General features: G+C 57.7%; 24 protein-coding genes and 2 pseudogenes. 5 read left to right on the top strand and 21 right to left on the bottom strand.

The window, feature by feature from the left end:
* The first annotated feature begins 92 nt into the window (after positions 1–92).
* Together ACAty_RS06810 and ACAty_RS15240 are read left to right on the top strand one after the other, a co-directional pair.
* Positions 93–1,082, top strand: a complete 990-nt coding sequence (locus tag ACAty_RS06810) for a hypothetical protein (RefSeq protein ID WP_014002967.1) — start codon at positions 93–95, stop codon at positions 1,080–1,082.
* Positions 1,083–1,195: 113 nt separating this feature from the next.
* Positions 1,196–2,281, top strand: a pseudogene (locus ACAty_RS15240) (IS3 family transposase); the annotation flags it as partial.
* A 292-nt stretch (positions 2,282–2,573) separates the two neighbouring features.
* On the opposite strand, the gene ACAty_RS06800 reads toward ACAty_RS15240, so the two are convergent.
* From ACAty_RS06800 to ACAty_RS06725, 16 genes are all read right to left on the bottom strand, one after another.
* Complete coding sequence (locus ACAty_RS06800; protein ID WP_004872168.1) at positions 2,574–3,473, bottom strand: LysR family transcriptional regulator; 900 nt, start codon at positions 3,471–3,473, stop codon at positions 2,574–2,576.
* 22 nt (positions 3,474–3,495) lie between these two features.
* Entirely contained in the window at positions 3,496–3,705 is a 210-nt protein-coding gene (locus tag ACAty_RS06795; RefSeq protein ID WP_004868279.1) for a hypothetical protein, read from the bottom strand.
* A 97-nt stretch (positions 3,706–3,802) separates the two neighbouring features.
* Positions 3,803–4,801 (bottom strand): GTP 3',8-cyclase MoaA, encoded by a 999-nt coding sequence (gene moaA, locus ACAty_RS06790; protein ID WP_004872166.1) that lies wholly within the window; start codon positions 4,799–4,801, stop codon positions 3,803–3,805.
* A complete protein-coding gene (locus ACAty_RS06785; RefSeq protein WP_004872164.1) occupies positions 4,798–5,124 on the bottom strand; it encodes a hypothetical protein in 327 nt (108 codons plus the stop codon). Before ACAty_RS06785 ends, moaA begins: the two co-directional genes overlap by 4 nt.
* Before the next feature lie 59 nt (positions 5,125–5,183).
* Entirely contained in the window at positions 5,184–5,510 is a 327-nt protein-coding gene (locus ACAty_RS06780; RefSeq protein ID WP_004872163.1) for a hypothetical protein, read from the bottom strand.
* Between the two features lie 19 nt (positions 5,511–5,529).
* Positions 5,530–5,910: a DUF202 domain-containing protein gene (locus ACAty_RS06775; RefSeq protein WP_226047551.1), complete on the bottom strand. Its 381-nt coding sequence runs from the start codon at positions 5,908–5,910 to the stop codon at positions 5,530–5,532.
* Positions 5,907–6,224, bottom strand: coding sequence for a hypothetical protein (locus tag ACAty_RS06770; protein ID WP_038471818.1), 318 nt, complete (start codon positions 6,222–6,224; stop codon positions 5,907–5,909). The genes ACAty_RS06775 and ACAty_RS06770 overlap by 4 nt, the downstream gene beginning before the upstream one ends.
* On the bottom strand, positions 6,217–6,924 hold the full coding sequence (locus tag ACAty_RS06765) for an NAD-dependent epimerase/dehydratase family protein (RefSeq protein WP_014002960.1): 708 nt from the start codon (positions 6,922–6,924) through the stop codon (positions 6,217–6,219). The genes ACAty_RS06770 and ACAty_RS06765 overlap by 8 nt, the downstream gene beginning before the upstream one ends.
* 27 nt (positions 6,925–6,951) lie before the next feature.
* The gene (locus ACAty_RS06760; protein ID WP_004872154.1) at positions 6,952–7,890 is read right to left on the bottom strand and encodes a dimethyl sulfoxide reductase anchor subunit family protein; all 939 of its coding nucleotides are present in this window, start codon (positions 7,888–7,890) and stop codon (positions 6,952–6,954) included.
* Between the two features lie 15 nt (positions 7,891–7,905).
* Positions 7,906–8,598 (bottom strand): 4Fe-4S dicluster domain-containing protein, encoded by a 693-nt coding sequence (locus tag ACAty_RS06755; protein ID WP_004872152.1) that lies wholly within the window; start codon positions 8,596–8,598, stop codon positions 7,906–7,908.
* Positions 8,599–8,658: 60 nt separating this feature from the next.
* On the bottom strand, positions 8,659–11,523 hold the full coding sequence (locus tag ACAty_RS06750) for a molybdopterin oxidoreductase family protein (RefSeq protein WP_038471816.1): 2,865 nt from the start codon (positions 11,521–11,523) through the stop codon (positions 8,659–8,661).
* 130 nt (positions 11,524–11,653) lie between these two features.
* Positions 11,654–11,980 carry a DUF202 domain-containing protein gene (locus ACAty_RS06745; RefSeq protein WP_004872149.1) on the bottom strand — a complete coding sequence of 109 codons (327 nt, stop codon included), beginning with the start codon at positions 11,978–11,980 and terminating at the stop codon, positions 11,654–11,656.
* A gap of 139 nt (positions 11,981–12,119) precedes the next feature.
* The gene (locus tag ACAty_RS06740; RefSeq protein WP_004872147.1) at positions 12,120–13,142 is read right to left on the bottom strand and encodes a cytochrome d ubiquinol oxidase subunit II; all 1,023 of its coding nucleotides are present in this window, start codon (positions 13,140–13,142) and stop codon (positions 12,120–12,122) included.
* 149 nt (positions 13,143–13,291) lie between these two features.
* A complete protein-coding gene (locus tag ACAty_RS06735) occupies positions 13,292–14,758 on the bottom strand; it encodes a cytochrome ubiquinol oxidase subunit I (RefSeq protein ID WP_004872144.1) in 1,467 nt (488 codons plus the stop codon).
* Between the two features lie 220 nt (positions 14,759–14,978).
* Positions 14,979–16,241 (bottom strand): IS256 family transposase, encoded by a 1,263-nt coding sequence (locus ACAty_RS06730; RefSeq protein WP_004868469.1) that lies wholly within the window; start codon positions 16,239–16,241, stop codon positions 14,979–14,981.
* A 357-nt stretch (positions 16,242–16,598) separates the two neighbouring features.
* A complete protein-coding gene (locus tag ACAty_RS06725) occupies positions 16,599–17,180 on the bottom strand; it encodes a hypothetical protein (protein ID WP_226830143.1) in 582 nt (193 codons plus the stop codon).
* Between the two features lie 420 nt (positions 17,181–17,600).
* Between ACAty_RS06725 and ACAty_RS06720 the strand changes: the two genes are divergently transcribed.
* The 3 genes from ACAty_RS06720 to ACAty_RS06710 all read left to right on the top strand — a co-directional run bounded on the left by ACAty_RS06720 (position 17,601) and on the right by ACAty_RS06710 (position 20,827).
* The gene (locus ACAty_RS06720; protein ID WP_226824195.1) at positions 17,601–18,980 is read left to right on the top strand and encodes an outer membrane protein assembly factor BamB family protein; all 1,380 of its coding nucleotides are present in this window, start codon (positions 17,601–17,603) and stop codon (positions 18,978–18,980) included.
* Positions 18,981–19,144: 164 nt separating this feature from the next.
* On the top strand, positions 19,145–19,558 hold the full coding sequence (locus ACAty_RS06715; protein WP_014002954.1) for a tetratricopeptide repeat protein: 414 nt from the start codon (positions 19,145–19,147) through the stop codon (positions 19,556–19,558).
* A gap of 222 nt (positions 19,559–19,780) precedes the next feature.
* Positions 19,781–20,827, top strand: coding sequence for an IS630 family transposase (locus ACAty_RS06710; RefSeq protein ID WP_004872674.1), 1,047 nt, complete (start codon positions 19,781–19,783; stop codon positions 20,825–20,827).
* 122 nt (positions 20,828–20,949) lie between these two features.
* Here the strand turns inward: ACAty_RS06710 and ACAty_RS06705 are convergent, their stop codons facing one another.
* The 5 genes and pseudogenes from ACAty_RS06705 to ACAty_RS15235 all read right to left on the bottom strand — a co-directional run.
* Positions 20,950–22,035 (bottom strand): TQO small subunit DoxD, encoded by a 1,086-nt coding sequence (locus ACAty_RS06705; RefSeq protein WP_004873215.1) that lies wholly within the window; start codon positions 22,033–22,035, stop codon positions 20,950–20,952.
* Positions 22,036–22,048: 13 nt separating this feature from the next.
* Positions 22,049–23,560 (bottom strand): outer membrane protein assembly factor BamB family protein, encoded by a 1,512-nt coding sequence (locus ACAty_RS06700; protein ID WP_038471812.1) that lies wholly within the window; start codon positions 23,558–23,560, stop codon positions 22,049–22,051.
* Between the two features lie 140 nt (positions 23,561–23,700).
* Positions 23,701–24,966, bottom strand: a complete 1,266-nt coding sequence (locus ACAty_RS06695) for an ATP-binding protein (RefSeq protein ID WP_226824367.1) — start codon at positions 24,964–24,966, stop codon at positions 23,701–23,703.
* Between the two features lie 50 nt (positions 24,967–25,016).
* Complete coding sequence (locus ACAty_RS06690) at positions 25,017–25,733, bottom strand: response regulator (protein WP_004873218.1); 717 nt, start codon at positions 25,731–25,733, stop codon at positions 25,017–25,019.
* Between the two features lie 59 nt (positions 25,734–25,792).
* Positions 25,793–26,469, bottom strand: a pseudogene (locus ACAty_RS15235) (IS256 family transposase); the annotation flags it as partial.
* Positions 26,470–26,830: the final 361 nt, after the last annotated feature.

Genomic DNA, 26,830 nt, shown 5'->3' with positions numbered 1-26,830 from the left:
TGGACCGGCCCTGAGATGAAAATCGGGATGTGTTTCCTGGATTCCGCTACCACGTATCGCCCTGTAAGGCGAGCGGATATTGGGAGTCTGCCATGAAAAAACGCAGTGCCCGCATGGAAGCACTATTGGGCGAGCTGATGCCCTTGGCACACGCGGTGTCCGACAATCTGGAACCCGGCCCAGACATTTCCCGTTTGTTGGACTGGCTTTATGAGGTGCTTGTCGATCAGGACAGTCACGCCTTTACGACGGTATTCGAAACGCTCCGTGCCGAAGGCCTTAGAGCGATCTGGGAATTTCTCTGGGACCGCGCTCTGGATATGGCCTGCACGAAAAATTACGAAGATGACTATCAAAGCCTTTTGATCGCCGTTCCCTTCCTCGCTCCCTGGACCGGGGAGTGCCGGGGAGCAGACCGCAAGGCCCTTACGCGGGTGCTCAGAGAACAGGAGATCCTCCCCCGGGGCGGTAAGGTCTACTGGGTACAGAAGCCACAGTCGATATATGTGCTACGGGATGCCAGCCCTTTGCAGCTCTGGACGTTCAATACCCCGGGTGCTAGAGAGCCATATACCTGGAACTATGGCCGCACGACAACGCCAACCGTCTACCTGCTGGTCGGGCGATTGGAGTTTCCGATGGGACATATACCGATTTGGCCCCATCCCGACACATTGATTCGCGCGCAGTCCGAGGCGCTTGGATGGCCCCCAAATACCATGGACGCCTGTGCCCCGTTGCGATGGTTCCTGGAACGAGATATTGCCGAGCCCGATTCGGTAGAAGGACGCACGATGGAGATGATCCTTGCGGCTGTGTCCGCGGCAAAGCATTGGGTCGAAGAGTCGGGGGTGGGTGCTGAGGGTTGCCAGATCCAGGTGAAGGAGGGGGCGGATGCTACCCTCCATGTTTTCATCCAACCCCAGGGGCGAGCCCAGCATTTGCTCTGCGGTCTGGCTTACGAGGCCGCTCAAGTGCCACGCGATCACCTCGTGGACAAACTCCGGCAGGTTCTGGAACGGCTGAACTTCACCGTAGTCATCGACAGACCTGCAAATGGGAATATAATCACGCTGCATTGACAGTACGCTCTGGTGCATGAATGGGTGGTTTGCAGCGTAAGCAGCCGCTCGCTACACTCCTGTAGTGGACCTCTCTATCCAAAAGAAATTATGTCTGAATGCCTGGCCACCACATCCAGGAACAGGCGGGCTCGCTGTTTGACGGCAAGCGGGGACCGCGGCGCGTGGATGCTCAGAGTGACCCAGAGCATCTGTATAGCGAGATCGGGCGTCTCAAGGTTGAGCTGGACTGGCTCAAAAAAAGTCGGGGCTTTCCCAGTAGGGGTGCGTAGGGGCTGGATTGCGCGGCACGGCCAGATCTCATTGCGTCGGCAATGTGAGTTGGCTGGGGTGGCCAGGGCCACGATTTATGCTCAGCGTAAAGCGGTGAAGCCCAACGCGGAGGATGTTGAGCTCATGAACGCCATCGATGCCTTGTATACGGAGACCCCCTATTTTGGGAGCCGCAGGATGACGGTCTGCTTGCGGAACCTGGGCTTCCTGGTCAATCGCAAGCGGGTGCAGCGGTTGATGCGCCAGATGGGTCTCGCGGGCATGGCGCCAGGGCCACATACCAGCACGCCACACCCCGAGCACAAGGTCTATCCCTACCTGCTGCGGGGCTTAGTGATTGAGCGGCCTGGGCAGGTGTGGAGCACGGATATCACGTACGTTCGGCTGAAGCAGGGGTTTGTCTACCTGGTCGCCATCATGGACTGGTATAGCCGCAAGGTCTTGAGCTGGAGAATCAGCAACACGATGGACACGGCCTTTTGTGTCGATTGCCTGGAAGAAGCGCTACAGCGTTACGGAGCCCCGGAGATCTTCAATTCGGATCAAGGCAGCCAGTTCACCAGCGAGGCCTTCGTCGGCGTGCTCAAGGCCCACGATGTGAGGATCAGCATGGACGGGCGTGGCCGAGCCTTGGACAATGTCTTTGTGGAGCGCGATCCGTGAAGTACGAGGACATCTACCTGAAGGCCTACGCGGGTGTGCCGGAGTTGTTGATAGGGCTTACCGAGTATTTCGAGCACTACAATACCCTTCGCCCCCATCAATCGCTGGGCTACGCCACTCCCGATCTCGTCTATCGGACTGGGCAGGGCGGTGGTGCCTGTATTGTGGACAAGTATCCAAAAGCGGACCGAAAGGTCATCGAGGAGGTCGTGGGGCAGCGCCAATCCGCTGCGAATGAGGACGCCAGCACTAGCTTAAACTGACCTGTTTTTGGTCTTGACCGATGGGTCCACCATACGGCATGGTTGGACTGGTGGTAATGTCCGCATAGGCAACAGAGCTGACGGTAAGTAGTGCGGCAACGGCGATAAGCGATTTCACGATAGCCTCCAAGCGTGCATTCCGATGGTTAAGATACCGAAATGAACACTAGACTCTTTTCGCGTGGCCGACAAATGCTAAGATTGAAACTCGCCATTCTCTGCGCGAATATCTGTCGTGCCGTTCCGCCCCAGGGCCAGCGTGTTTCTTTCGTCATCCGGGCTTTTGGCTCAGCTAGGCCGATTTATAGCCCATCAGCAGTTCGTGAGTTTTATGGACAAAGGCTTCCAAGGCAGTACTTCCGGGGGTGCGATAGACCATGCTCAAGGTATGGGGAATAGCCGGACAGAGGCGGATGACGGCAAGATCCTGCTGCTGATGCGGGGAGACCAGAGCCGACGCAAAGGCGACTCCCAAACCGTACCGTACGGCATCGCGAACTGCGGACAGGCCGCTGAGTGCGTAGTGCACCTCGGGGAAGATCCCTTGCTGGTGCAGAGCATTCAGGGCGTGTTCGCGTATGCCCGACCCCTCCTCTCTCCAAACAATCGTCTCTTCGCGCAGAACGTCCAATGCCACCACATCCTGCTGCGCGAGGGGATGATCCGGTCGCGCGATCAGGACGATCTCGGTCTCGATCAGATGGTCTTGTTGCCACTCGGCCGGTGGCTTCAAGACGTTCTGCGAGTTTTCTAAGAACACCAGATCGGCTTCGGCCCGGTTCGCCCATGCTTCGCGGCTATTGACCGTCGTCAACTCCACGTTCACGGCAGGATAGGCCTCATGAAACGCGCTGATGAGGCGAGGCAGAATGAACTCGGCGTTCGTTTGGCTTGCGAGGATCTTGAGATTTCCCAGGATCAGATCGTGGGTATGCTGACGCAGCAGGCGCGCCTCCTGGATCAGGGCTTCGATCTGTTCACCGATCCGTTGCAGTCTTCGTCCAATGACGGTCGGCTCGATCCCATGGGTCGTGCGCTGATATAAGGGCTCCTCAAACCAGTCCTGTAGCTTGCGCATCTGGTGCGACAACGCGGGTTGGGAGATGAAGAGTTGCTGACTGACGGCTTTGAGGTTTCCGGCTCGCGCCACCTTAGCCCACGTAAGCAGCAGTTCGGGATCCAAGTGTTCCATTCGTATTATCCTGTCGTTCCAATCACAGCAAGGCGGTATGACCGAGCACCCAAATGGACAGCCCGATCAACCCCAAAAATAGGCCAGCGCTAATCCCCTCGATCCAGATCAGCAGGGCCTTTTCCCGCCCGCGGTGGCCGCGCGCCTCCACCCGCAGGAAGACCACAAAACCGATGAGGATGATGCTGGCGATCCCCATGACCACCAGGATCAAGGGCCAATCGACGCTCATGTGCTGTACCCTTTCCGTATCGCCGTCAACGCAGCGTCCCCGCTAAAAAAAGAGGACGCGAGATACCACGTCCTCAATAGGCCCAACACCATGGATTTCAGCCACCAAGCTGCATCATGTACACGGCGCGCGAGGGTCGAAGGTCTTCGTGGAAGTGGTGCCGCTGCGGTTTGTCCGCGGCGATTCCCACCGCAATCGCATGAGCGATGGTCGCGTCCTGGGCACCGGACCGCAGCAAGGCGCGCAGGTCCAAACCCCGCTCCTGCCCCAGACAGTAGTGCAAGCGTCCCGAGGCAGTCAGCCGCACGCGATTACAGGTATCGCAAAACACGGCGCTCCACGGAGCGATGAAGCCCACCATCCCAGGCCACTGGCGCAAACGATAGAACGTGGCTGGACCGTGATGGTCTGGAGAGGGTGCGGGTTCGAGTGCCCCCCACCGGTTTTCCAGCGCTTCGCGCACCGCGTCGACGGAAGGCGAATCGGCGTGGATTGCCGCGACCCCGGCGGGCCCGAGTGGCATCGTCTCGATAAAACGTACCTGCGCTCCCTGAGGTACAAAGGTTTCCACCATGCGGGTCGATTCTGTCACACTGTGTGCGTCCAGCAGAACGACGTTGATAGCCACGGAATCAAAGCCAGCGTCCAGAGCGGCCTCGATGCCGTGCAAGGCCTTCGCCAAGGATCCGCCACGGGTCAACCAGGCAAAGCGCTGCGGATCCAGGGTGTCGAGACTGATATTGACCTTGCGCACGCCCGCCTCCCGCAACGGCGTCGCCCACCGCGGCAAAAGGACCCCGTTGGTACTCACACTCCATTGGGGAATGGCCAAGGTCGGAAGCATTTCCAGCAAGCCAGCCAGACGGGGATAGATCAGGGGTTCTCCGCCGGTCAGTCTTACGTGCTGAACGCCGAGCCCGCCGAATATCGCGAGTAGTCGTCCGTACTCGGTGAGTGTCAGGTGGTCCGCGCCGGCAAAATAGGGGCTACCCTCCTCGGGGCTGCAATAGCGACAGGCGAAATTGCAATGCTCGGTAAGGGATAGCCGCAGATAGGTGATGGAGCGGCCGACGCCATCGCGCAGAAGGGAACTCATGGATGCACCAACACCCTGGCCGACTCGGTAGCCGGCGTGCGCGACTTGGAGCTGGCCGGTGCACGCTGCTCCCGGTGCTGCTGAAAGTACACGAGATCCTCCCATACGAACTCGATGGGGACGGCGCGATCGTAGACGGCGAGCACGTGGTCCCAGGTACTGTTTCCCAGGCGACGGATTTGCGATTGCCCACAGACAACCTGCACACCATCGTCCACGCAGATCAGAACGACCCGCGTGTCCTCGGCGGCCGTGCGCTGAAAGTGCGTCAGTACCGTATCGACCAGAAGGGAGGTCTCTTCTGGAATGCGAAAGTAGGCCACAACTTCTCCTTTGACCACCCCATGTGGTCTATCGGGCACCACGGTGACGGACGACGGGATTAGCTGTCGAGGTCGCTGGCCACCGCAGCAATCTTCCGGGCGAGGCACGCCTGATCCTCGGTCAGCAGCCACTCCCGCTCGCTCTCGGCGCTCGGGGGTTGGCTGCGACAAGGCCGCTCGAGATCCTCGTGCGTTCGGCTCTGAAAGAGAAAAGCGGCGTATTCGAGGATCTGATCGTTGTCCAGCGCCGCCACGGCCGCATCGAGGGTCAGCGGCTTCACTGGGCTTATCTGCTCCATAATGGCGAGAAACGCGGCATCGAGGGGACTGTGCAAGTTCAGGGCACGGGCCCGTTCTACCGCACGCGCGTGATCGATATGCTGCATGGCCTAATCTCCTGTGTGACTACTTCTGAGCTTGGACCGAATGATCCACTCGCACCAGACATGCGGGAAAAGCGTTGGCAAATTCCCGCTGGAATTGAAAATAGTGTCGGCGCACCGTAAAAAAGCGATGCACGGCGTAAGCGGCCAAGAACACCGATGCCGCTAAAAAACACACCCCCAGGACGATGATCCAGCCGTACCCGTAAAAGCGGATCAGCACCAACCCGGCGATGTTGAAATCCAGCGTCGTGCGTAAATAGGAGTAGAAAGTCCTCCGGTTGCCGGCCGCGGTGCGATCCGCCGCCAGCCAGTCCCGCAGGACGAGCTTCGTGGCCGGATAGCGGTGCATGTGCCACCGATGCCGATCCAGGTGCCGAAACCGGTGAGTGCTCGCCGTCATCGTTCGGATGCGTCCAGTTTTGCACAGCGTTCCAGCGCCTGCAGATCGCGATGGTGCTGGCGAATCGCCCGGTACTGCAGGACACCCACCAGCATCAGTACCGCCGCCACCAGGAAGCCGACATACACCAGCGCATCCCAGGCCTCCCGGTGAAAAACCGCCACGAATATCGTGGTCGCGATCACGAGCGTAACGACTGCCCGGATATATCCGAGAAAGGTCCGGGTGCCCGCAAACACCGTGCGATCCATGGCCAACCAATCGCGCAAGATGAGTTCCGCGCGACTGAAGTCGTCGTACGGCAACCTACGCATGGGCGGCTACCGGCTGTGCCGAGGTACGGGGATAAACCACGGACACGCGACCCTCTGGGGAAGCCTCGAGGATACGCCCAACCTCCTCGGATCGGGGCGTGAGCCGATCCACCACCACCCCGGCCAATCTCGCAAGATTGCCGGAACTCAGATCGGGCAGGCGTAACACCGTGGTGTGCAGGCGATCGCCCCACACGAATTTGGGGCCGTCGAGGTAGGTGAAATGTCCCTGCGCCTGGCTGTCTCGACTCGCCTCCACCATCAGGATCTCCCCCAACCCCTGGGCACGATGTTTACCCGAGGACGACAGCGGACTCGCCCCGGTGCAACTGATCTGCAGGATATGCAGCCCACCACAACCGCTTGCCGCATGGATCAGTCGACGCGGCAATTCGATGAACACCTCCTCAAAATCGCCCCGCCGTGCCGGGGGCAGATCGATCCGGCTTCGGTGTTGCTCCTTGTGGATGTGGGCCAAATTCACGATCACGTCGGAGCGACGGCACAGGTCGGCCAGGGTGAGCGCGTCGTATCGATCCACTTGCCAGAGCTGAATTCCTGGAAAGGAGGCGAAGGCGGAGCGGTGTGTCGCAACGTTGCGGCTGGTGACGAGAACGCTATCGCCCGAGCCGGCGAGTACCCGACAGAGCTGCTTGCCCAAAAAGCCCGTGCCACCTATAAGCGTGATGCGTCTAGTCATGATGTTTCTCCTGGCTCTTAAAGCGACTCAACAGTGCTGCCGTCCGTGGTACAGGTTGATCACGTGCTGGGCCTCGACGAAGAACAGCCAGCGCTCGATACCAATCCCCCCTACCACCAGTACCGCCGCAAGGATGGCGAGTATCGCCGCATTACTCTGCGCGACCGTCGCCAGCAGAATCAGGGGAACCCCATAGGCGATCGTGTACATGAGGGCCTTGATACGGTGCGCGCTTGCCGGGGCGAGGGTATGTCCGAACTCTTCCGTGAGGAAGGTCCCAAAGGTATGCCCGGGATCCAGGATCCGGACATTCAGGCGATTGAATCCCGTTGCCGTGCGAATCGTAGGCCCAGCGGGACGGCTGATCCAAAAGTAGTAAATTCCCTTGAAGACCGCGGAAAGGACCAAGAGCGCTGCGGCCGTGCCCAGAAGCGCCGGCGCTGGGTTACCCGTGGCCCACCGGATGGCGACCAAAATGGTGGCACCGATGGCCAGGCCCATCAGGTAGAAGTTGGCTGGGACCAACGGCGTATTCCATTGCCGGATGGTTCTCAGTACCGCATAGATCATGCCTTGGCAGAAGATGGTGATCAGGCCGATCAACGCCGCCATATTCGCGAGCACCAGCCCCGGGAGTGCGGCCGGATGCCCCGTGAAAAAAACCCAGATCAGGTAGAGCATGGCAAAGGGATAATAGGCCACCGCGAACACCCCCTCGCGCGCCAGCCAGGACGTTCGCCAGCGGGTGAAGGCACGCCAGGCATTCTTGGGATTGGCCAGGTGCGCAGTGGAGGAGAGCAGACCGATACTCACGAACGCCAAGGACACCAACAAAGCGATCATGGTCTGTAACGGATTGAGTCCGCCGTCGATCTGAAAATCGTTGACGATGGCGGTTAGTGCCATCAGCCCAAAGCCCCCACCCGAAAACAAGGTAAGAAAAATAACTGCCAGTGCCGGATGCATAGTATTGCTCCTGAACTAACGTTCCACCGCCCGATGGATCCAGTCCTTCACCGCTCGCAAGCCCTTTTGGCGCATGCGTTCGGTGTCGATGGGCGCGTGCACCCGCGGCGGCAGGTAATGATTGCTGGGGTTGTAGTTCAGTTCGGGCATGAGCTGATAGCCGCCGCGCTCGCGCACGGCCCGGCTCACCGGGCTTTCGGGATCGTCAAAATCGCCGAACATACGGGCGTGCGCCGGGCAGGTCAGCACACAGGCTGGCTGTCGCTCTTCTTCCGGGATCTCCATGTCGTAGATACGATCGATGCACAGGGTGCACTTTTTCATGGTGCCGGAGGCGCGATCCAGCTCACGGGCGCCGTAGGGGCAAGCCCAGGAGCAGTAATTGCAGCCCATGCATTTGCTCTGGTCCACCAGCACGATGCCGTCCTCGGCGCGCTTGTAGCTCGCCCCCGTCGGGCACACCGTGACGCACTCCGCGTTCTCGCAATGCATGCACGACATCGGGAAATTGATGGTTTTATTGTGGGGATAATCGCCGATCTCGTAGTGGCGAATGCGGTTGAACCACACGCCCGAGGGCTTGGCCCCGTAGGGCTGGTAGTCCGTGAGCGCACCCGTGGTGCCACTGGTATTCCATTCCTTGCAGGCCACCGCGCAGGCGTGACAGCCCACGCAGGTGTCCAGATCGATAACCAATCCCAATCGCATACGAACCTCCATGATTCCATCGAGCTCCCCTCTGGGGAGCCAGGGTCCCTCAGATCCCGGTCAGGATTTGAGGTTGACCGGATTGTGGGTGTGATAACGCAACCGATCCGGCTGTTTCGGTTCCTCCGGCAGCGGTTTGATGGTCGGGAATGTGGGCCACACCCCCTCCTCGCCCGGAGCTGCCGGATAGACCCGCACCCGCAGGTCGTACCACGCCGCCTGCCCCGTGATGGGATCGGAGTTCGTCAGTCGGCGTTCTCCCTGCTTATCCGGTAAGAGCTCCGAAATGAGGTGGTTCATCAAAAATCCCCGAGTCGCTTCCGGTGCATCGGGGGTCAAGCCCCAGGCGCCCGATTGCTTACCAATGGCATTCCACGTCCACACGGTGTTGTGTTGACACCCCTCGATCAACTTCACTTGCACCCGGATCTTGCCGTTGTGACTCTCCACCCAAACCCAGGACTGGTCTTTGATGCCCATCTGCTCACCGCGCTCCCGATTCATGTACAGATAATTTTGCGCGATGATTTGCCGCAGCCAGGCATTCTGACTGTCCCAGGAGTGGTACATCATCATCGGCCGCTGGTTGACGGCGAAGAAGGGATACTCCTCGGCATCGACTCGCTGCTGCTCCAGCGGTTCGTACCAGATCGGCAGAGGATCGAAATAGGTCGCCAAACGCTCCCGGTCCACGGGATCCTTGGGCTGCGGACCATCGTAGAGACCGAGCCCCGCCAGACGGAATTTCTGCAGCGGCTCCGAGTAGAGCTCGATCAGAATGGGCTTCGCCTCGGGGATATATCCGGCCTCTACGGCAAACTCGAGATAATCCTTGTTCGCCGAGCGGAAGTAGCGTAGGGACATCGGCAAGTGATACTGGAAGAAACTTTTGTGCTCGATGTAGGCCTCCCACTGCTTCGGATTGGGCGCACCGCGCAGATGCTGGTCCCCCTTCTCTCCCCGCCACCCCGAAAGAAATCCGATACCGGGTTCCTTCTCGTAGTACACGATGAAGTCCTTATACCCCTTATAACGCGGCTCACCCTTGGCATTGACGAACGCCGGGAAACCCAGTCGCCCGGCGAGATCCACCAACACCTCCTGCCAAGCACGCACATCCCGATTGGGCTCTAGGATAGGATGGCGTATGGAGTCGCAGACAGCGTCTGTCTCGGAAATCGGACGATCCAGCATCGACAGCGTATCGTACCGCTCGAGGTAGGTCGTATCCGGCAACACGAGATCGGCAAAGTTGACCATCTCCGAATGGAAGGCATCCGATACGACAATGAACGGAATGCGATACTCCCCGTCCTCCGGATCCTTCGCCACCAGCATTTTCTGGATCTCTGCGGTATTCATACTGCTGTTCCAGGCCATATTCGCCATGAACAACATCAAGGTATCGATCCGATAGGGATCGTAGTTGTGGGCGTTGGTGATCACCATGTGCAAGAGGCCTTGAATGGCCAATGGCGATTCCCAGGAAAACGCCTTGTCGATCCGCTTCGGACGGCCCTGTTCGTCGATGACGAGATCCTCGGGTGCCGTGGGATAGCCCAAGGGAGAGGATTTGAGCGGCGTATTCGGCGCGCTGTGCTGCGCAGGCTTGATGGGCGGCGGAACAGGCTTGGGGTACGGCGGCTTCGCACAGAAGCCCCCAGGGCAGTCGATGGTGCCCAATAGAATCTGAAGCAGGTGAATGGCGCGAGCCGATTGAAAGCCGTTGGAGTGGGCCGACACACCGCGCATGGCGTACATCGAGACGGGACGCCCGATGAAGCGATCGTGCTTGCGCCCTGCCCAGTCGGTCCACTCACAGGCGATTTCGATCGTCTCCTCGAACGCCACGTGCGCCATCTCGAGCGCCAACCGTTCGATGGTTTCCGCCGGAACCCCCGTGGTCTCGGCAACCCGCTCCGGCGCGTACGCTTCGTCCAGATATTTCTCCGCGAGCACGGAGAAGACCGTCTTGACCGTCTTCCCATCCGGGGTTTGATAATCCCCCAACAGCGAGGGCGCGATGCCCGCATCCGTCCCGGTCACAAACGTTTTCTGGCACATATCCCAGGCATAGGGCTCGCCGCTTTCGGTACGCCAGAACAGCCCGTCATCGCTGTGACCGGGATGCTGAATGACCAGGAACGGAGCGTTCGTATAGCGAATCAGGAAATCCCAATCGAACAGTTCGTGCTTGAGGAGTACGTGCACCATGGACAATGCGAGCAGTCCGTCGGTACCGGGGCGAATGGCGACCCATTCGTCGGCAATCGCCTGATACCCGGTGCGTGCGGGATTGACGGCAACGAATTTGGCACCGCGCCGCTTCAGCCCCTCCAACGCGATTTTGATGGGATTGGACGCGTGATCTTCCGCCACTCCCCACAGCATGAAGTATTTGGTACGGTCCCAATCGGGATCCCCGAATTCCCAAAACGCAAACGGCATCATATAGAGTCCGCCAGCGGCCATATTGACGGAACAGAATCCGCCGTGCGCAGCCCAATTGAGTGTGCCAAACTGCTGTGCCCACAAGCCGGTGAGCGCCTGCATTTGATCGCGCCCGGTGAAGAAAGCGAGACGATTGGGATCGGTGGAGCGAATATGTTGCAACCGTTTGGTCAGCATATCCAGAGCTTCATTCCAGGATATGGGTACGAACTCACCCGCACCGCGGGCCGTCCCCGGCTTGCGCAATAAGGGATGGTGCAGTTTGGCGGGCGAATTCTGCTTCATGATGCCCGCCGAACCTTTTGCGCAGAGCACCCCACGGTTCGTTGGGTGCTCACGATTACCCTGAATGAAACGAATGTTGTTATTCTCTACGGTCACCTTGATGCCACAGCGACAGGCACACATGTAACACGTCGAATACTCGATCCGTTGTTTGGAATGGTCCTCAAATACGGTGATCGTTTCGCTCATCGACTACGTCTCCTTTGCATATAGGTTGCATTGTGGTGCAGATGACTACATATTGCCAATTCGATCTGAGAATGTAGCCTTTCGTATTTCGAATATCACGCACGTACCCACGACCGCTGCTCCGTTTCGTTCACGAAATCCCCTGCCGTTGGGATTCGGGGCTCAGGGCTCGCTCCTCTTCCGGGAGGAGCGCCCGGTAATGTTCCAGCATCGTGCGATAGCGTTTTAACCCGAGCAGCCACAACGCCACACCCACGGTCAAGGCGGCGTAGCCCAAAATCGCCCAAAAATCGGGACCGAAAAACCGAATGAAGGTGAGGCCCGCAAGCACCAAGGTCAGTGCCGTACGCGTATAGGCCAAAAAGGTCCGCTCATTCGCCAATACGGTTCGGTCCAGCGCCAACCAGTCCCGCAGAATGAAGCTGTGCGGATCGAAGCGAAAATACGGCAACTGCATGGGTCACCTCAACGATAGGATGGGAGCACGGATTGTGCACATGGGTCGTCGTGTGCTCAGGCTACGACCGGATGGACAGCCCATGGGTTCCGAAGCCCCGGGAAAAACGGCCCGGTACTGTCCACCAGATCACCAGCCTTCAGTGCCCTCCGTACACACTCTTCTTGGTGAAACGCCCGCGGAAAACCCAGATCTGATACCAGTTGTACAAGATCATCACCGGGACGAATCCGGTCATAAACAGGGTAAAGACGGCCAAGGAATTGGCTGGATTCGCTGCGGACTGGATCGTCCAGGTTTCGGGCACGATGTAGGGGTACATCGTCGCCCACAGAGCAATCCAGAGTTGGGCGACCACCCCTTCCCCCCAGAGCAGTGCGGTAAAGTCGCGCTGTTCTGCGTGGGCCATCATGGACTTGTAGGCAAACCCCAGGATGATCACCAGCCAGGCAAGCCAAAACCACCAGTCGGGACCGGTCCATTTGGCTGCCGCCCAGGGGAAGATGGCGTAGGACCAAATGAGCGTTACGGCGATTGCCGCGAGCGCCACCAGCGAAAACCCGCTGGTCCAGGCTTTGGCCCGCTGGTGAATGGGATCTCCAGGCAGGAATCGGGCGCAGAGATAGAGCCCACCCGCGAGGCTTGCGGCGACAACAGCCCCAACGCCGGTCCACAGCGAAAAGGGCGACAGAAAACTCAGCGCATTGCCCGAGAAGTGCGGTACCGCATCGAAAGCGCTGGCATGGGCCCCGGGAACCGACTCGAGCGCCATACCATGGGCCATAGGAAAGCCTTGCAAGGCAGCACCCAGGGCCACGCCAGCACCAAAGGGAGCCACCAGGCTACCACCGGCAAACATCCATCCCCAAAACCGCTTGGAGCCGATGGCGTGCACGTGAAATTCAAAGGCAATGGCGCGGGAAATGATCGCCCACAAGGCAACCGCCAGCGGAATCATGAGGTAGTTGAAGGCCGATCCATACACCAAGGGAAAAGCGCCGAAAAGGACCCCGCCGGCTACCACGAGCCAGGTCTCGTTACCGTCCCAAAAGCCGGCCATGGAGGCCATGATGGCGCCCCGCTCTTCCTCATCTTTGGAGAAGAGCGCGAAAATCCCGGCGCCCAGATCGGCCCCATCGAGACCAATGTACAACAGGAACATCAGACAGAGCAGTAACCACCACCACGTCGACAGCGCAGAAACGATATGCGTCACTTGACCTGCAATTCCCATTTGCTATTCCTCCGTATTCTGGTGTGGCCGGGGGCACCTCACCGATGCCTCCCGACCGGAACTGCCCCACGCCGCGGTTAGCGGCTCTTATCCATCGTGGGCTTGGCAAACGTGGGCTTGGCAAAGCCGCCTCCTGCCCGACCGGCATCGGTCTCCCCCGCATCCGGATGGTGGAACAAGGACTCCGACGGCGCGATGTCGTCTGCACCCTTGCGAATGACGCGGCTGAAGAAGTACCAGGCGCCACTCCACACGACGAGCTCAAAGACGATGTAGCCCGTGAACCAGAAGATCTCCTGCCCCACGGACATGTGGCTCACGCCCTGATAGGTGCGCATGAGGTTGTAGACGACCCAGGGCTGCCGACCGATTTCACGCGTCCACCAACCGCACCAGATGGCGAGATAGGGCAGGAAGCCCGAGAACACCACGGAACGCAAGAACCAGGGATGCTTGCGCAGGGCCTGGGCGTTGAACTGCCCACGCAGGCGCAGCCAGTTGCCCCACAGGGCCACGAAGAACAGGAAGAAGCCAATGGCCACCATGGCCCGGAAGGCATAGAAGGGTACCCAGACATCGGGGCGATCCTTGGCCGGGAAGCTGTCCATGCCCGTCACCTTGCCGTTCCAGGTGTGGGTCTCCAAGAGACTCAGGACGTGGGGAATGGTGATGGCGAAGCTGTTGCCATCGTTCTTGGCGTTGGGGAAAGCGATGAGGTGCCAGCCCGTATTGACCTTACCGTTGGGCAGGTAGGTATGGTAGTGCCCTTCCATGGCCGCCAGGGAGGTCGGCTGCGTCATGGCCACATCGCGCCCCAGGGTATCACCGATGAAGATCTGGATGGGCGTGACAATGAGCAGCGCCAGGAGCGTGGGTTTCAGCAACTTGGTGAAGAGGTCGGCATTGCGGTTCTTCAGGATGAACCAGGAAGAGACCGCCGCGAAGACGAACAGCGCCAGCTCCAAGCAGGCCACCCACATGTGCGGAAAGCCCCAGACGAAGTTGTCATTGAGAATGGCGTGCCACCAGTTGGTCACCTGAAACAGGCCATGCTTCAGGACTACACCGTTGGGACTCTGCATCCAGGAGTTGGCCACCAGGATCCACATGGCCGACAGGGTCGAGGACAGGCCCACGTTGAAGGTCGCAAAGGCGTGCATGCCCTTGCTCACCTTGCCCCAGCCGAAGACCATGAGGCCGATGAAGCCAGCCTCGTACATGAAGGCGGTGATGGTCTCAAAGCCCAGGATGTTGCCGAAGAAGGGCCCCACGGCCTGGGAGAAGGGACCGTAGAGGATGCCGAAGGCCATCTCCATGGTCACACCGGTGGCCACACCGGCCCCGAAGTTGATGATGAAGATCTTTTCGAAAAAGCGGTTGAGCTTGTACCAGCGCTCGTCACCGGTCTTGAGCCAGGCCATCTCCAGGGCGAAGAGCAGCCAGGACATACCGATGGTCATCGGCGTCCAGAGGATATGCATGGACGTGATCCAGGCAAAGTCCAGACGACTGAGGAGCACGGGCATGGTGTTTTCCAGTAGCATACAACCTCCTATTTCCGGGTTCGCGCAAAACACACCAAACAGGCACGAAATGCACCTGCCGACTCCGCTTGCAGCACGTGCTGCTTGAACACGGTGATAGTTTTGTCCTCGGTCCACGGGCAGGCAAGTTCTATTATTGAAAGCCGATATTCTCTGCAGTTATATCATTGACACCAAGAGCTATGGTCAAGATTGGTGTATGAGCATTTGCTAACACGATTCAGGCGGCGTCCTGTTGAGGATCCAGCCGGGTTTCGTTGGCAGGCATCCCATCGACAAATGTCACCCCGGCAAAGAGCTCGCGCAGTCTTTCCGGATGCTGAATCCCGCGCCAGTGTCTCTCTGCCTGCTGGATGAGCTTGTAGCTCAGGCCAAGGAAAGTGGCTCGAGAGACACAGTTTTTAGTGCGGCTGCTGCGTTGCCGTACGGTGGCGAAGGTCGATTCGATGGCGTTGCTGCTGCGGATATGCCGCCAGTGCTCTGCCGGGAAGTCGAAGAAGGTCAGCAGCACGTCCCGGTCCTTCTCGAGCTTTGCGACCGCTCTGGGATATTTGGCCTGGTAGTCCCGCACGAAGGCTTGCCAGGCTTTCTCCGCAGCTTCACGGGTGTCGGCCATCCAGATCGCCTGCAGGGCGGCCTTGGCTTTCCCCTGAAGGCGCTTCGGTAGCTCGTTGAGGATGTTGGCCGTCTTGTGCACCCAACAGCGCTGATGACGGGTTTGTGGGTAAATCTCGTCCAGGGCGGCCCAGAAACCCATCGCCCCATCTCCTATGGCCAGTAGTGGCGCCTCCTGCAGCCCGCGGTCGCGCAAGTCCCGCAGGATCTCTAGCCAGGAGGCTTTGGACTCCCGTAAACCGTCGGTGACCGCCACGACCTCCTTCTTGCCCTCGGCCGTCACGCCAATAATGACCAAGAGACACATCCGGGGATCGTCCTCCGCCCGCAGCTGGGTATAGACCCCGTCGGCCCACCAATAGGCGTAGCGTTTTCCCTGTAGAGACCGGCGCTGCCATTGGGCATGCTCTTGCGCCCATTCGACTTTCAAGCGTCCCAGCACGGCCGGAGAAAGCCCCTTGGCCTCCTCGCCCAGGAGAACAGACAGCGCCTCGTGCATCCGTCCCGACGATACCCCGTGCAGGTACAACCAGGGGAGCGCTGCGGCCACGGTCCGCGACTTGCGCACGTAGGGCGGTACCAGGGAAGAACGGAAGACCACGCCCGAACCGGAGCGGTCTCGCACCTTGGGGACCTGTACAGGCACGGGGCCGACCGCTGTCAGGATCTCCCGCTCCGGCAGATATCCATTCCGCACGACGGCCCGGCGACCATCGACCATGCGTACCGCGGCATACTCCTCCAGCAGCACCTGCACCTCGCCCTCGATGGCCTGTTGGATCAGCTGGCGCGCGGACCGCCGCAATAAGCCCTCGATGTTCAGGCCCAACTCTCCCATTCCTCCGTCGAAACCAGTACTCTCTTGCATGGCGCACTCCTCATTCGTTGCGAATCGGATCCAGAAACCCTTTTCTAGCAACAGTGCGCCACCCTCCTCAAGCTAGTTGTAGACCTCCCGTACACCAGATTCGAGCATAGCTCATTGACACCGCCCCCTCGGTGCCAGCCCGCATCGAGCGGAACTCGCCTGTCGCCAAACCCAGATCCCAGCATCCAAACAAACCCTGCGCCGTACCGCCAAGCGCCACACCCGGCTGCAAAAGCAAAACGCCGCCGCTCAACCGATTGCGACGGCGCACTACGTACCGGCTTCACCGAACGTCCCGTCGGGGACGTACCCAACCAGACGCCTTGAACGACCTGCGCAGCGGATGCGCGATGACCCCTAAGCCACCGGCGCCCGCGTCCCCCTACCCGCCAATGGACTACGATGCAAGGCATTCCGGTGCATGGCCCAGCTCATACCGAACATTGCCGCAGCGAATGCCGCCGAAAATCCAATGACGATCCAACTGTAAATTTCGACCCCGGCGGTCTGCGCTACGGCGAATACCATTTGTAACGCAACGGCCAACGCCAAATAGGCCGTGGAACCAATGATGAGCACGAGCTCCTTGTTTTGGACATTCCGCAGTACCCACAAACCCTCGACCGCCCCAACCAGTGCAATCCAGGAAAAAATCGTGATCAGGGTGGGCACCTGCGCACCACGCAACGCGAGCACCAGCACGGCACAACCCGCACCAATACCCAGGATCGCTTTAACGCCGACCAGGACGCGCGGACAAACGCCCGTACCTCGTTGCATCAGCCGTAACCCCGAATATACCCCGTCAAAAAAGACATAACCAACGAAGAACCACACCAACAGCGACATCGTGGCCGGGAAATCCAAAAGCGCGGCCAAAACAAATCCCAAAGCCGCCAGCCCACGAAAGAACAACAGCTTCCAGGAGAACAGGGTCAACCTGCCGGGTCTTTCGGTCTTATCTATCGTCATAGCTTACTCCTCAGTGTCAACGTATCCTTACCTATAGACGACGATTGCCCCGAACTCCAGATATTTTTTATAATATCTAAACCGCCTGTATGCAGACGGAAGAAATTCAGAACTTGAAAATATTAAAGAAATAATTAATGCTCATGCAGCGATACGGCCCGCTATTCGCAGGAACCCGAAGACCCCGCAACCCATAGCCATCAACAGGCGGATGGGGCACCGATCTCGCGCCATTCGAGCGTCCTGTGAAAAGCATAAGACGCGCACCACGCTGTTCCGTATTGCCCATAAACCCGGCATGCCGGTGTGCCATTGCGCGCCATATGGGGCGCGGTCCTCCGGGTTTTGCCGGGCATAAATAATGCTTCAGTGCGCACGAGCGAATACTTGTATGGACAAGGAACCTACCATGATTCGGACACGATCCCGACTATTTTCAGGCTAATTTCCGCGGTAATCACCGGCAGTTTCCTGTACGTACCAACCGCCGCGGCAGGGATAACACCCACACTGTGGCCCATGTATGCGTTTCAACCGGGCCATAATGCCTTCATCAAATTACCATTTCCTGCGGTTTCGTGGACCTTTGAGGTGCCCGGGGCGGCGGCCGCGCGGAAAGCGGTTCTCAATAACACCACCATCCGTGACCTCGTGGGGTTTCCTATCGGGGTTTCTGTAGCGGACCATGCCGTCTTTGCGCCCAATGACAACGGCTATTTGTATAAGCTCCAGGCAAAAAGCGGCAAACTCGATTGGGCATTCGACGCCTACAACCAGTTGATGACCACACCGGTAGTGGCTCGCGTCGCTGGTAAAACGCTGGTGTTCGTGGGTGCCGGAAATTCGGTATTCACCTATAGCCACGCCCGGAAATTCGGCATGAAAGACGCTCAGGTGATCCGGGGCAGCGATGTGTCGGCAATCGATGCCGTCGATGCGGCAACCGGAAAACTCGTATGGACCTACCGGACAAAGGGAGAGGACATGCCCAGCGCGGTATTCGATCACGGCATGCTCATCTTTGGTAACGGCGACGGCCATGTCTACGCCTTGGATGCTGCCAACGGTGCCCTGAAATGGAAGACCGCCATCCAATCGTTTGTCAGCATGTCTTCCGCCGCCTTAGATCCCCAGAACAACGTAGTCATTGTCGGCGGAACCCATCCAAGTAACATCTACGCGCTCGACGCTACAACGGGCAGACTTTTGTGGAAAGTGCATCCTGCCCATATTTTCTCCAGCAGCGGTGGCGACGGTACCTGGGCGGTAGCCGACGGACTGGCGATTGGGCAGATCGAGACCAGGACCAAAGGACAAAAGTCGGTCTCGAACTCGGAAGAGTTGGCCATCGACATAGCGACCGGGAAAGTGGTCTGGTCGACCACACTGGGTACCGGGAAGACACCGCCCAGAAACAAGGATGCTGTACCAGCAGTTGACCACGGGGTGATCTATACGGGCAGCCCGGTGACCCATCGAGAATATGCCATAAACGTTAGCAATGGCCGAATCCTCTGGACTACCCCGCTTAAGGTGGGCATGAAAGCGGCGCCCACCATCGTGCGAAATACTGTAATTCAGCCTACGGGTAACGGTAACCTCTTTACCTTGGACAGAGCCAATGGAAAGGTCATACACGTCGCTAATCTGCACCAAGGGGGATACGGTCCACAAAATGGAGTGGCGCTCGGGAAAACCTTTTTCATTGGTACTAACAGCGGGTATCTACAGGCCATCCCTTTGCAGAAACTGGGCGTGGACGATTAGAATGTGCCGGTCTCCAGCACAAACTACCAGACCAGCGCAGCGGCGGTCTGCTTGATTCAGCACGCACATCGCCTTATCTTGGAGGGCGTCGGTAGGTGCGAACCGGGCGACCGAAGTACCGGCTTCGGTGCGCACCGAGAGCCGCTCTTGGGGGTAGCATCGAGATGGATTGGAACGGAGAACCTCTGGACTTATTGGAGTTGGCCGGACTCAGAGACGAACCGGAAGCCCTGCGGCAGCGTGCTCTAGCCGGTGATCCCGTAGCCCAGTTCAACATGGGGGTGCGTTACGCGGAGGGTCGCGGTGTTGCCCAAGATTTTCTGGAAGCCGCCAAATGGTACGGCGCTGCCGCCGACCAGGGAGACCCGCAAGCCCAGTTCAATCTGGGTCTACTCTTTTACCAGGGGCTGGGGCTGCCGCGTAATCTCGTCTACGCGTACGAGCTCTTTCGATCTGCTGCAGCGCAAGGAGATGAGAGGGCTCGCGCTGGACTGGCGGCCGTCAGCCTTGAGTTGAACGATGAGGACCGCCTGAACCTGGGGCTGGACGCCCCGGCGGTCCGGCCTACCCACCACTAACGGTCCATCTCACGGCGACCGCGTACGTCCTCGTGCGGATGGCGCGACTGGGAGCAACTTGATGGGATTCGTGCGTCCGGAATCCGTCCAAGGGCTACCAAAAGCTGAGAAATACAACAAAACAGCTGCGCCCGCGCCTGTTTCCCGGGGTTTTTTGACCGAATATCCCGATTATTAACCAGGCCCTTAAATATCCGATAGTAGTTTGCTATGCTGAGGGTCATGAAGCGGGTAGATGTGCGTAAATTGACGGTGGATGGGCGCAACATACTGCGGCAGATGGTGGTGCGGTTGCGCCAACAGTCGGGCATGCGAGTAGAGGACTTGGCCAAGGTGTCTGGTGCCCATCCCTCGACGATTCGCGGTTGGTTGGCGCGAGCCAAACGAGAAGGAACCGAGAGCCTTGAGGAACGCCCGCGGGGGCGGCCGGTTGGGGCTTGCCGTAAATTGACTCTGGCGGCAGAGGCTTGGATTCGGGACCAGATCGTGCAAAAGGATCCACGGCAGTTGCAGATGCCTTTTGCGCTCTGGACGCGGCCTGCCATCCGGCAACTGATTCGGGAGCGTTTCGGGATCGATTTGCAGGTGCGATTGGTGGGCAAATATCTCAAGCGCTGGGGGTTTACTCCCCAACGTCCGGTCAAACGGGCGCTGGAACAGAACCCGGAAGCTGTACGGCAGTGGCTGGAGGTGGAGTACCCCAGGCTTCGGGCGCGTGCCCTGCAGGAAGGTGCGGTCATTTACTGGGGCGACGAAACCGCCGTCAAAGAGGATGCCCACTGGGTCCGGGGATATGCCCCCAAGGGGCAGACCCCCATCCTCGAGCATCCGGCACGCTGGACCACCCTGTCGATGATTTCGGCAATTTCCCCGCGCGGAGAGATCGCCTTCGAGATCGTGGAGGGCAGCATCCATGCGGAGCGTTTTATCGCCTTTCTGGAAAAGCTGATCACCGGCGCGCCGCAGAAGGTCTTCCTGGTAGTGGACAACCTGCGGGTACATCACGCCAAGGTGGTAAGCGCGTGGCTGGCCGACAAACAGGACCGCATTGAGCTCGTATTTCTGCCGCCCTATGCGCCAGAGTCCAACCCCGACGAGTATCTCAATCGCGATTTCAAAACCGCTCTGCGTACGGGCCCCATGAGCACAGATACCCAAAGCTTGCTGGAGAAGGCAACCACTTTCATGAACGGGCTACGCCAACTGCCCGAGAAAGTCGCGCGCTATTTCCACCATCCCGCAGCACGCTACGCGATGTTAGATATTTAGGGGCCTGGTTAATAAAAGAGATTTTTCAATATTTTTTCAGCGACCTCCTAGAGCCAGTCGAGTATACTATCCCTCATGCGAGGGAAAGATTGCTGTCCCTCAAATCACACGGTGCAACCTCTTCAGGAGACCATTCCGGTCGAAACGACCCCATTAATTCCCTGCATCACAATTTTGTCATGCGAATTGGCCGAAGGATTATTCAAGGGCCTAACCAGTGGAAGTTCAAGTGTCGCCTTGGCCGCAAGTCCAGCTTCTAGGCCGAGCAATGGATCCGGAGCAACCTTCTGGTACGCAAAAATATTGTGGATAGCCTTCGGATTCAGGTGAGACAGAGTTTTTGCATTCCACCTGTCCAGCGTCTTTCCCGCCGCATTCTCCAACCGAATCCAAATAATATGTGCCGGCACGGTCGGAGTCCCCGCGTCCACGTACATTGTTACGTCCAAGGTTTTATGATCCACGATCCGGCCTTTGGTCAACGCGATGTGGTGCGCCTTTACTCCAGTGGGATCACCATGAAAAGGCGTTACAACAGAGCCACGGTAATAGGAATACGTCCCAACAATGAAAACTACCCCAATCCAGAATAGAACCAAGGACAGCTTTTTAAATGCTCCATCGGATAGCGGTAATGGTGTGCTGCCACCAAGCCAGCGAAACCATCCCTTCTCCGCCAGTACCGGATTCTTACGAGCAACCCAGTTATCTAGCGAATACGCTCCGCTGCCGAGGAGTACGAGGGTGATCCCCATAGCGAAATTAGAGGCTGCCATGGTCCACTCGTCAATACAGGTAGCACCTTGCCAACCAAACATCAGCATGAGCGTAAACGAAAGTCCGAGCGTCAAAAATGCGGCCAGTCGCGTGAGAAATCCCGTAAGGAGCATTAGGCCAGAAACGAGCTCGACGGCACTAAAGATAATGACGCAAGCATACAAGAGCGTAAAATGATGCAGCAAAAAGGCGATAATATGCTGCGTCCCGAGAATTGCGCCGGGCATAGCCGTTTGAAACTTATAGGCCATCCAGTGATCGTGTGGATTAAGTTTTTGTGGACCGTATATGAATCGCCTGGATCCCCCACCCCAATAAATCCACCCCTGCACAAACCGTACTGCCAATAAGCCTACCGACAATATCCACCAACTCCGTTTGCTGTGAGGTTGTGCATTTTTCGAGATTTCCTTATCTACGATCGATGTCATCGTCCGTCTCCTCTCAATCTTTGGCCGTGTTGAACCCGGAGTATACGTCCTTTACCGGCACCGCGTTGACCCAATCCCACGAGTTCCCAAGATAAATGGTGCCACCAACGATAGTGGGATTGACAATTCCAAACCGTCCCCCCACATGGTAATGTCCAACTTCCTGACCATTTTTTGGATTCAACACGTATAGATCGGGCCCCGTTGAGATGTACAGCATATGTTGATAGTAGGTTGGGGCTCCCCTGGCTGCGCCAGCAGGACCCGGATGCGGCACATGCCAGGTCCAAAGTACCTTACCGGTATCCAGATTGATGGCATCGTAGTCCGAGGTCACCGGTGACCCAACATACACGACATTTCCGTGGATCATTGGAACACCACCTTTGAATGCCGGGATCTTTGCGCCTCGTCCCATGTTGTCCGTCCACAACGCGGTTCCAGTTTTGGCGTTGAAGCCACGCACGAGGGTCACCATGGTGGGCTTTCCGTCCACAATCTTTGGATTGGCAACCGCATCCATGACCACGATCCCGTGAGCCACAGCAGGCGACACGTCGCCCATGCCGGTGTTCACTGCACCGGGAATCTCCCCTTTCCAGTCCACACTGCCGGTGCGCGCATTCAGCGCATACAGGCCGGGAACCACGGACATGCCAACATAAACGCGACCATGCCAAACAGCGGGACTCGACATATTTGCGATACCACCCACGTGGGTTTTCCAGATTTGCTTTCCATCGCTGGCATTGATGCGATATACATTACCATCACCGGTACTAATGTATAACGAATGATACGCATAGGCCGGAGTCGGCATTGCGTCTCCAGCCGTCGGAAAGTACCATTCGAGCATACCAGTCTTGCTATTTAGGCAGTAGATACCGTTATAGCTTATATCTTTTCCGCGGCCTGCTTTATCTGGATCCGTCTTAAACTCCACTACGTTCGCAAAGTTGAACGATACACTTCCAGCAGAAAGGAAAACGCGGTTACCAATAACCAGTGGATTACCCATCAGATTATTGCCAACAGGGCTAGTGCGCCATATCAATTTTCCGGTTCTGGCATTAATCGCATAGGCGAACATGTCGTCACTTTCGGCATAGACAACGCCGCGAACCATTGAGACACCCAAGGCATTACCATAAAATTGAGTTTGCACAGGCAGTGCTTCCTTAACGCCGTCTACTTGAGCTCCGAAAGGAGTAGGATCCGTCAACGGCCAGGCGCGGGCTTCTGGAAAATTCCACTGAACACCGCGTCGGACCCAGGCTGGTGCGTGCGCGCTCACCGAAAATCCGGCATTGTGTGTCGGACTTCCATACGCGTGTGTCCATTCCGCGGGACCTACCTTATCCTTGCCTTTGGGCGCATTTTGGGGTAGGTACAAACGCGCAAAAGGACTGTCCGGATCGAACGGGTTTCCCGGTTGCAGAACGGGGGTGATCGATGCAAGGGCCTCGGTCGGAATCAAGAGGGTTGCGGTAACGGCAATACCGATCGCGTAATATCTTTTAATCATGATATATAATCTCCGAATCGCTAATACGTTGTCTAGGGGCATAACTACGCCGCGCTTCGGATAGTATACTCGGGGCCCATAGGAGACAATTGCATATAAGTTTTAGCTTATGTAACAAGTTGTAACAGGTGTAACAGGTGTTACAATTTACGTGCGTTGAATTCCTGTCTCTGTGCCGATGTTACTCCATCTTGTACTCTCGGAAGGCAAATGGTTGCCGCCAGCCCATCCTCTGATGTGAAATGCAAAGAGCCCTTGTGCAATGCCATGATGCGATGACAAATCATCAACCCGATTCCCATCCCATGTCCGGGTTGCCGAGCAGACTCGCCACTGTTCATTCTGTACACAATCGGCGCTTCGAGATGCGTACCACGATCAACAAGAAGAAACCGGACCTCGGAACCATCCGTCTCCATGGTCATATCCAGAACGCCACTGCCATACTTTTTCGCGTTGTCGAACAGATTGCGAAATACCCGCTCCAACGATAACGGTCGAACCCTTATAAGGGGGGATCCTGTGGAGGCTGCGTCAAAGCGTTGGCATCTCACATCTAAGTGGTATTTTGTTTGTGCCAGAGCGGACATGCGCCGCAACCACGCCTGGCCCTCTGCTATCACCGGTTGCTCATGCTCTCCCGACCGAACCAATGTGAGAAACTTATCGAGTACCTCGTCCATTTCGGCGACATCCTCTTGCATTTCCGACTTCTGCTTCAGCAATTCTGCATCATCCAAATGCAAAGTCAGCAAAAGACGAGATAGCGGCGTACGTAATTCGTGCGATATTCCTGTCAACAATAGGCTGCGATCTTCGTGCAGCCTATGAATATCCTCTGCCATACGCTGAATGGCTGCCCCTAGAGCCTGTACTTCAACTGGAGCATGGTTCAGTTCCGTTGCGGCAGGCACCTCTCCCTTACCAATACGTACGGCCTGCCTGGAAAGCAAGGACAGGGGCCGATTTATTTGGCGCACAATCAGCCAGGCACCAACTAAAGTAAATAACATCAACAACCCAAGCTTGGCGAACAAGAAACCTTGGGTGACAAAATCCATAGCTCCCATAGGAAATCCAATCCACTGGTCTTTACGGTTTGGGCGAATCCAAATCCAGACGCGATGACCTTTATCGTTCGTTGCCCTGAACGATGCCCCTGGAGAAATACGACGATAAGAATTGGCCGTGCGTCGAAGAAAGTAATCGTTTGGTGGTAGACCGGGTTTATCATTCGGCGGTAAATAATCGAACCCGGTAATCCGGGCCTGCGTAAATGCCTTGTTCTCAAGTGTGGTAGTCATTCGCCAAAGCAGTTGTGCGAAACGATCAGCGGCGGGGTCCAGTACGTAGCGATGGTAAAGGACATACACGGTACCTTGAGAGACGAGGAGTAGAGCGGTCAACAACAATAACGTTCGACCCAATGTGCTCCGAGGCCAGCCACCTAAGCGTATCATGGTTCGGAGAGAAACATGTATCCGCTACCCCATACTGTGCGAATGTGCTGAGCACCGTCGGTTTTGGAATCGAGTAGCTTTCGTAATCGCGAGATCTGCATGTCTATGCTTCGGTCATCCGACGCATAGGTTCGGCCCCGACTCAGAAGCATGAGCCGTTCCCGACTGAGCGGTTGTCCCTCGTGCTTGATAAGCGTAGAAAGTGTCTGAAAATCGGCTTGTGATAACTCTAACGGTTCTCCCCGCCACAGAATTTTTTGACGGCGCGTGTCCACCACAAAAGCGCCCTTCATACATATTTCTGGCTCATCGGCGTGCTGGCGACCCCTGTTCATGGGCTTTGTTCTTCGCAGTATAGCCTGAACACGAGCGATTAACTCCCGTGGATGAAAAGGTTTTGATAGGTAATCGTCGGCGCCCATCTCCAACCCAAGTATGCGATCCACCTCATCCCCACGGGCCGTCAGTATCAGGATAGGGGTATCGTATGTCAGGCGTAGGCGCTGACAAATCTGCAGACCATCCTCATCGGGCAAGCCCAAATCGAGTATGATCAAATCTACCTCCCCCCCGTGAAGTTTATGATCGAGTCCTTGGCCATCACGCACTCCGTCGACAGTAAACCCCACCTGACGGAGGTGTGCTTCCACCAGACTCCGTAGCCGTAAATCGTCGTCAACCACCAGAATGTGTGCGGAAGATTTGATTTCCATGCGTCACCTCTTCTCCACCGTTGGGCTGGAAACGGCCACCTTACTTACCCAACCATCTCATTGGCGGCATTGTGCACCCAACAGCGCTGATGGCGAGTTTGCGGACAGATCTCGTCTAGGGCGGCCCAGAAACCCATCGCCCCATCTCCTATGGCCAGTAGGGGCGCCTCCTGTGGCCCGCGGTCGCGCAAGTCCCGCAGGATCTCTAGCCAGGAGGCTTTGGAGTCCCGTAAACCGTCGGTGACCGCCACGACCTCCTTCTTGCCTTCGGCCGTCACGCCAAGGATGACCAAGAGACACATTTTGGGGATCGTCCTCCAACCGCAGGTCAGTACAGACTCCATCGGCCCACCCGTAGGCATAGCGCTTTCCCTGTAGGAATTGGCGCTGCCATCGATCATGCTCCTGTGCCCATTCGGCTTTCAAGCGCCCCAGCACGGCCGGAGAAAGCCCCTTGGCCTCCTCGCCCAGGAGGACGGACAGCGCCGCTTGCATCCGTCCCGACGATACCCCGTGTCGATACCGCCAGGGGAGCGAGGCGGCCACGGTCCGCGACTTGCGCACATACGGCAGTACCAGGGAAGAACGGAAGACCACGCCCGAACTGGGCCGGTCTCGCACCTTGGGGATCGGTACGGGCACGGGGCCGACCACCGTCAGGATCTCCTGCTCCGGAAGGTACCCCATTCCGCGCGATTGCCTGATCCATCCATATGCGAGCAGATCGCCGCAGCAACCCTTCGATGTCCAGGCCCGACTCTCCCGTTCCCTTCGCAAAGGCATTACCCTGTTCCACGGCCCTCTCCTTACCCGTTGCTGATCAGATCCAAAAGCCTTTTTCTGGCAACAGTAATCCACACGTTCGCTGTAATCCTCGCACAACCTGATTCGAGCCTGGCCCAATTACCGGGCAGATGCCGGTGGCCATCGCCAGGCTGGCCGACACAGGAGTACAAAGCCGAATATATAGGAACATCAACCCGTGCCTCCAGCAAGGGTATTTTGTAACAGATCTACCAGGATGTTACATATTTTACGATTTGTTACAAAAAAGCGCCCAATTTTGACAGATTGTTACACAACTTTCCCTTATGCTT

This window comes from Acidithiobacillus caldus ATCC 51756 (assembly GCF_000175575.2).
In the GTDB taxonomy this organism is placed as follows: Bacteria; Pseudomonadota; Gammaproteobacteria; order Acidithiobacillales; family Acidithiobacillaceae; genus Acidithiobacillus_A; species Acidithiobacillus_A caldus.
This window is presented reverse-complemented; position numbering and strand designations above follow the sequence as displayed.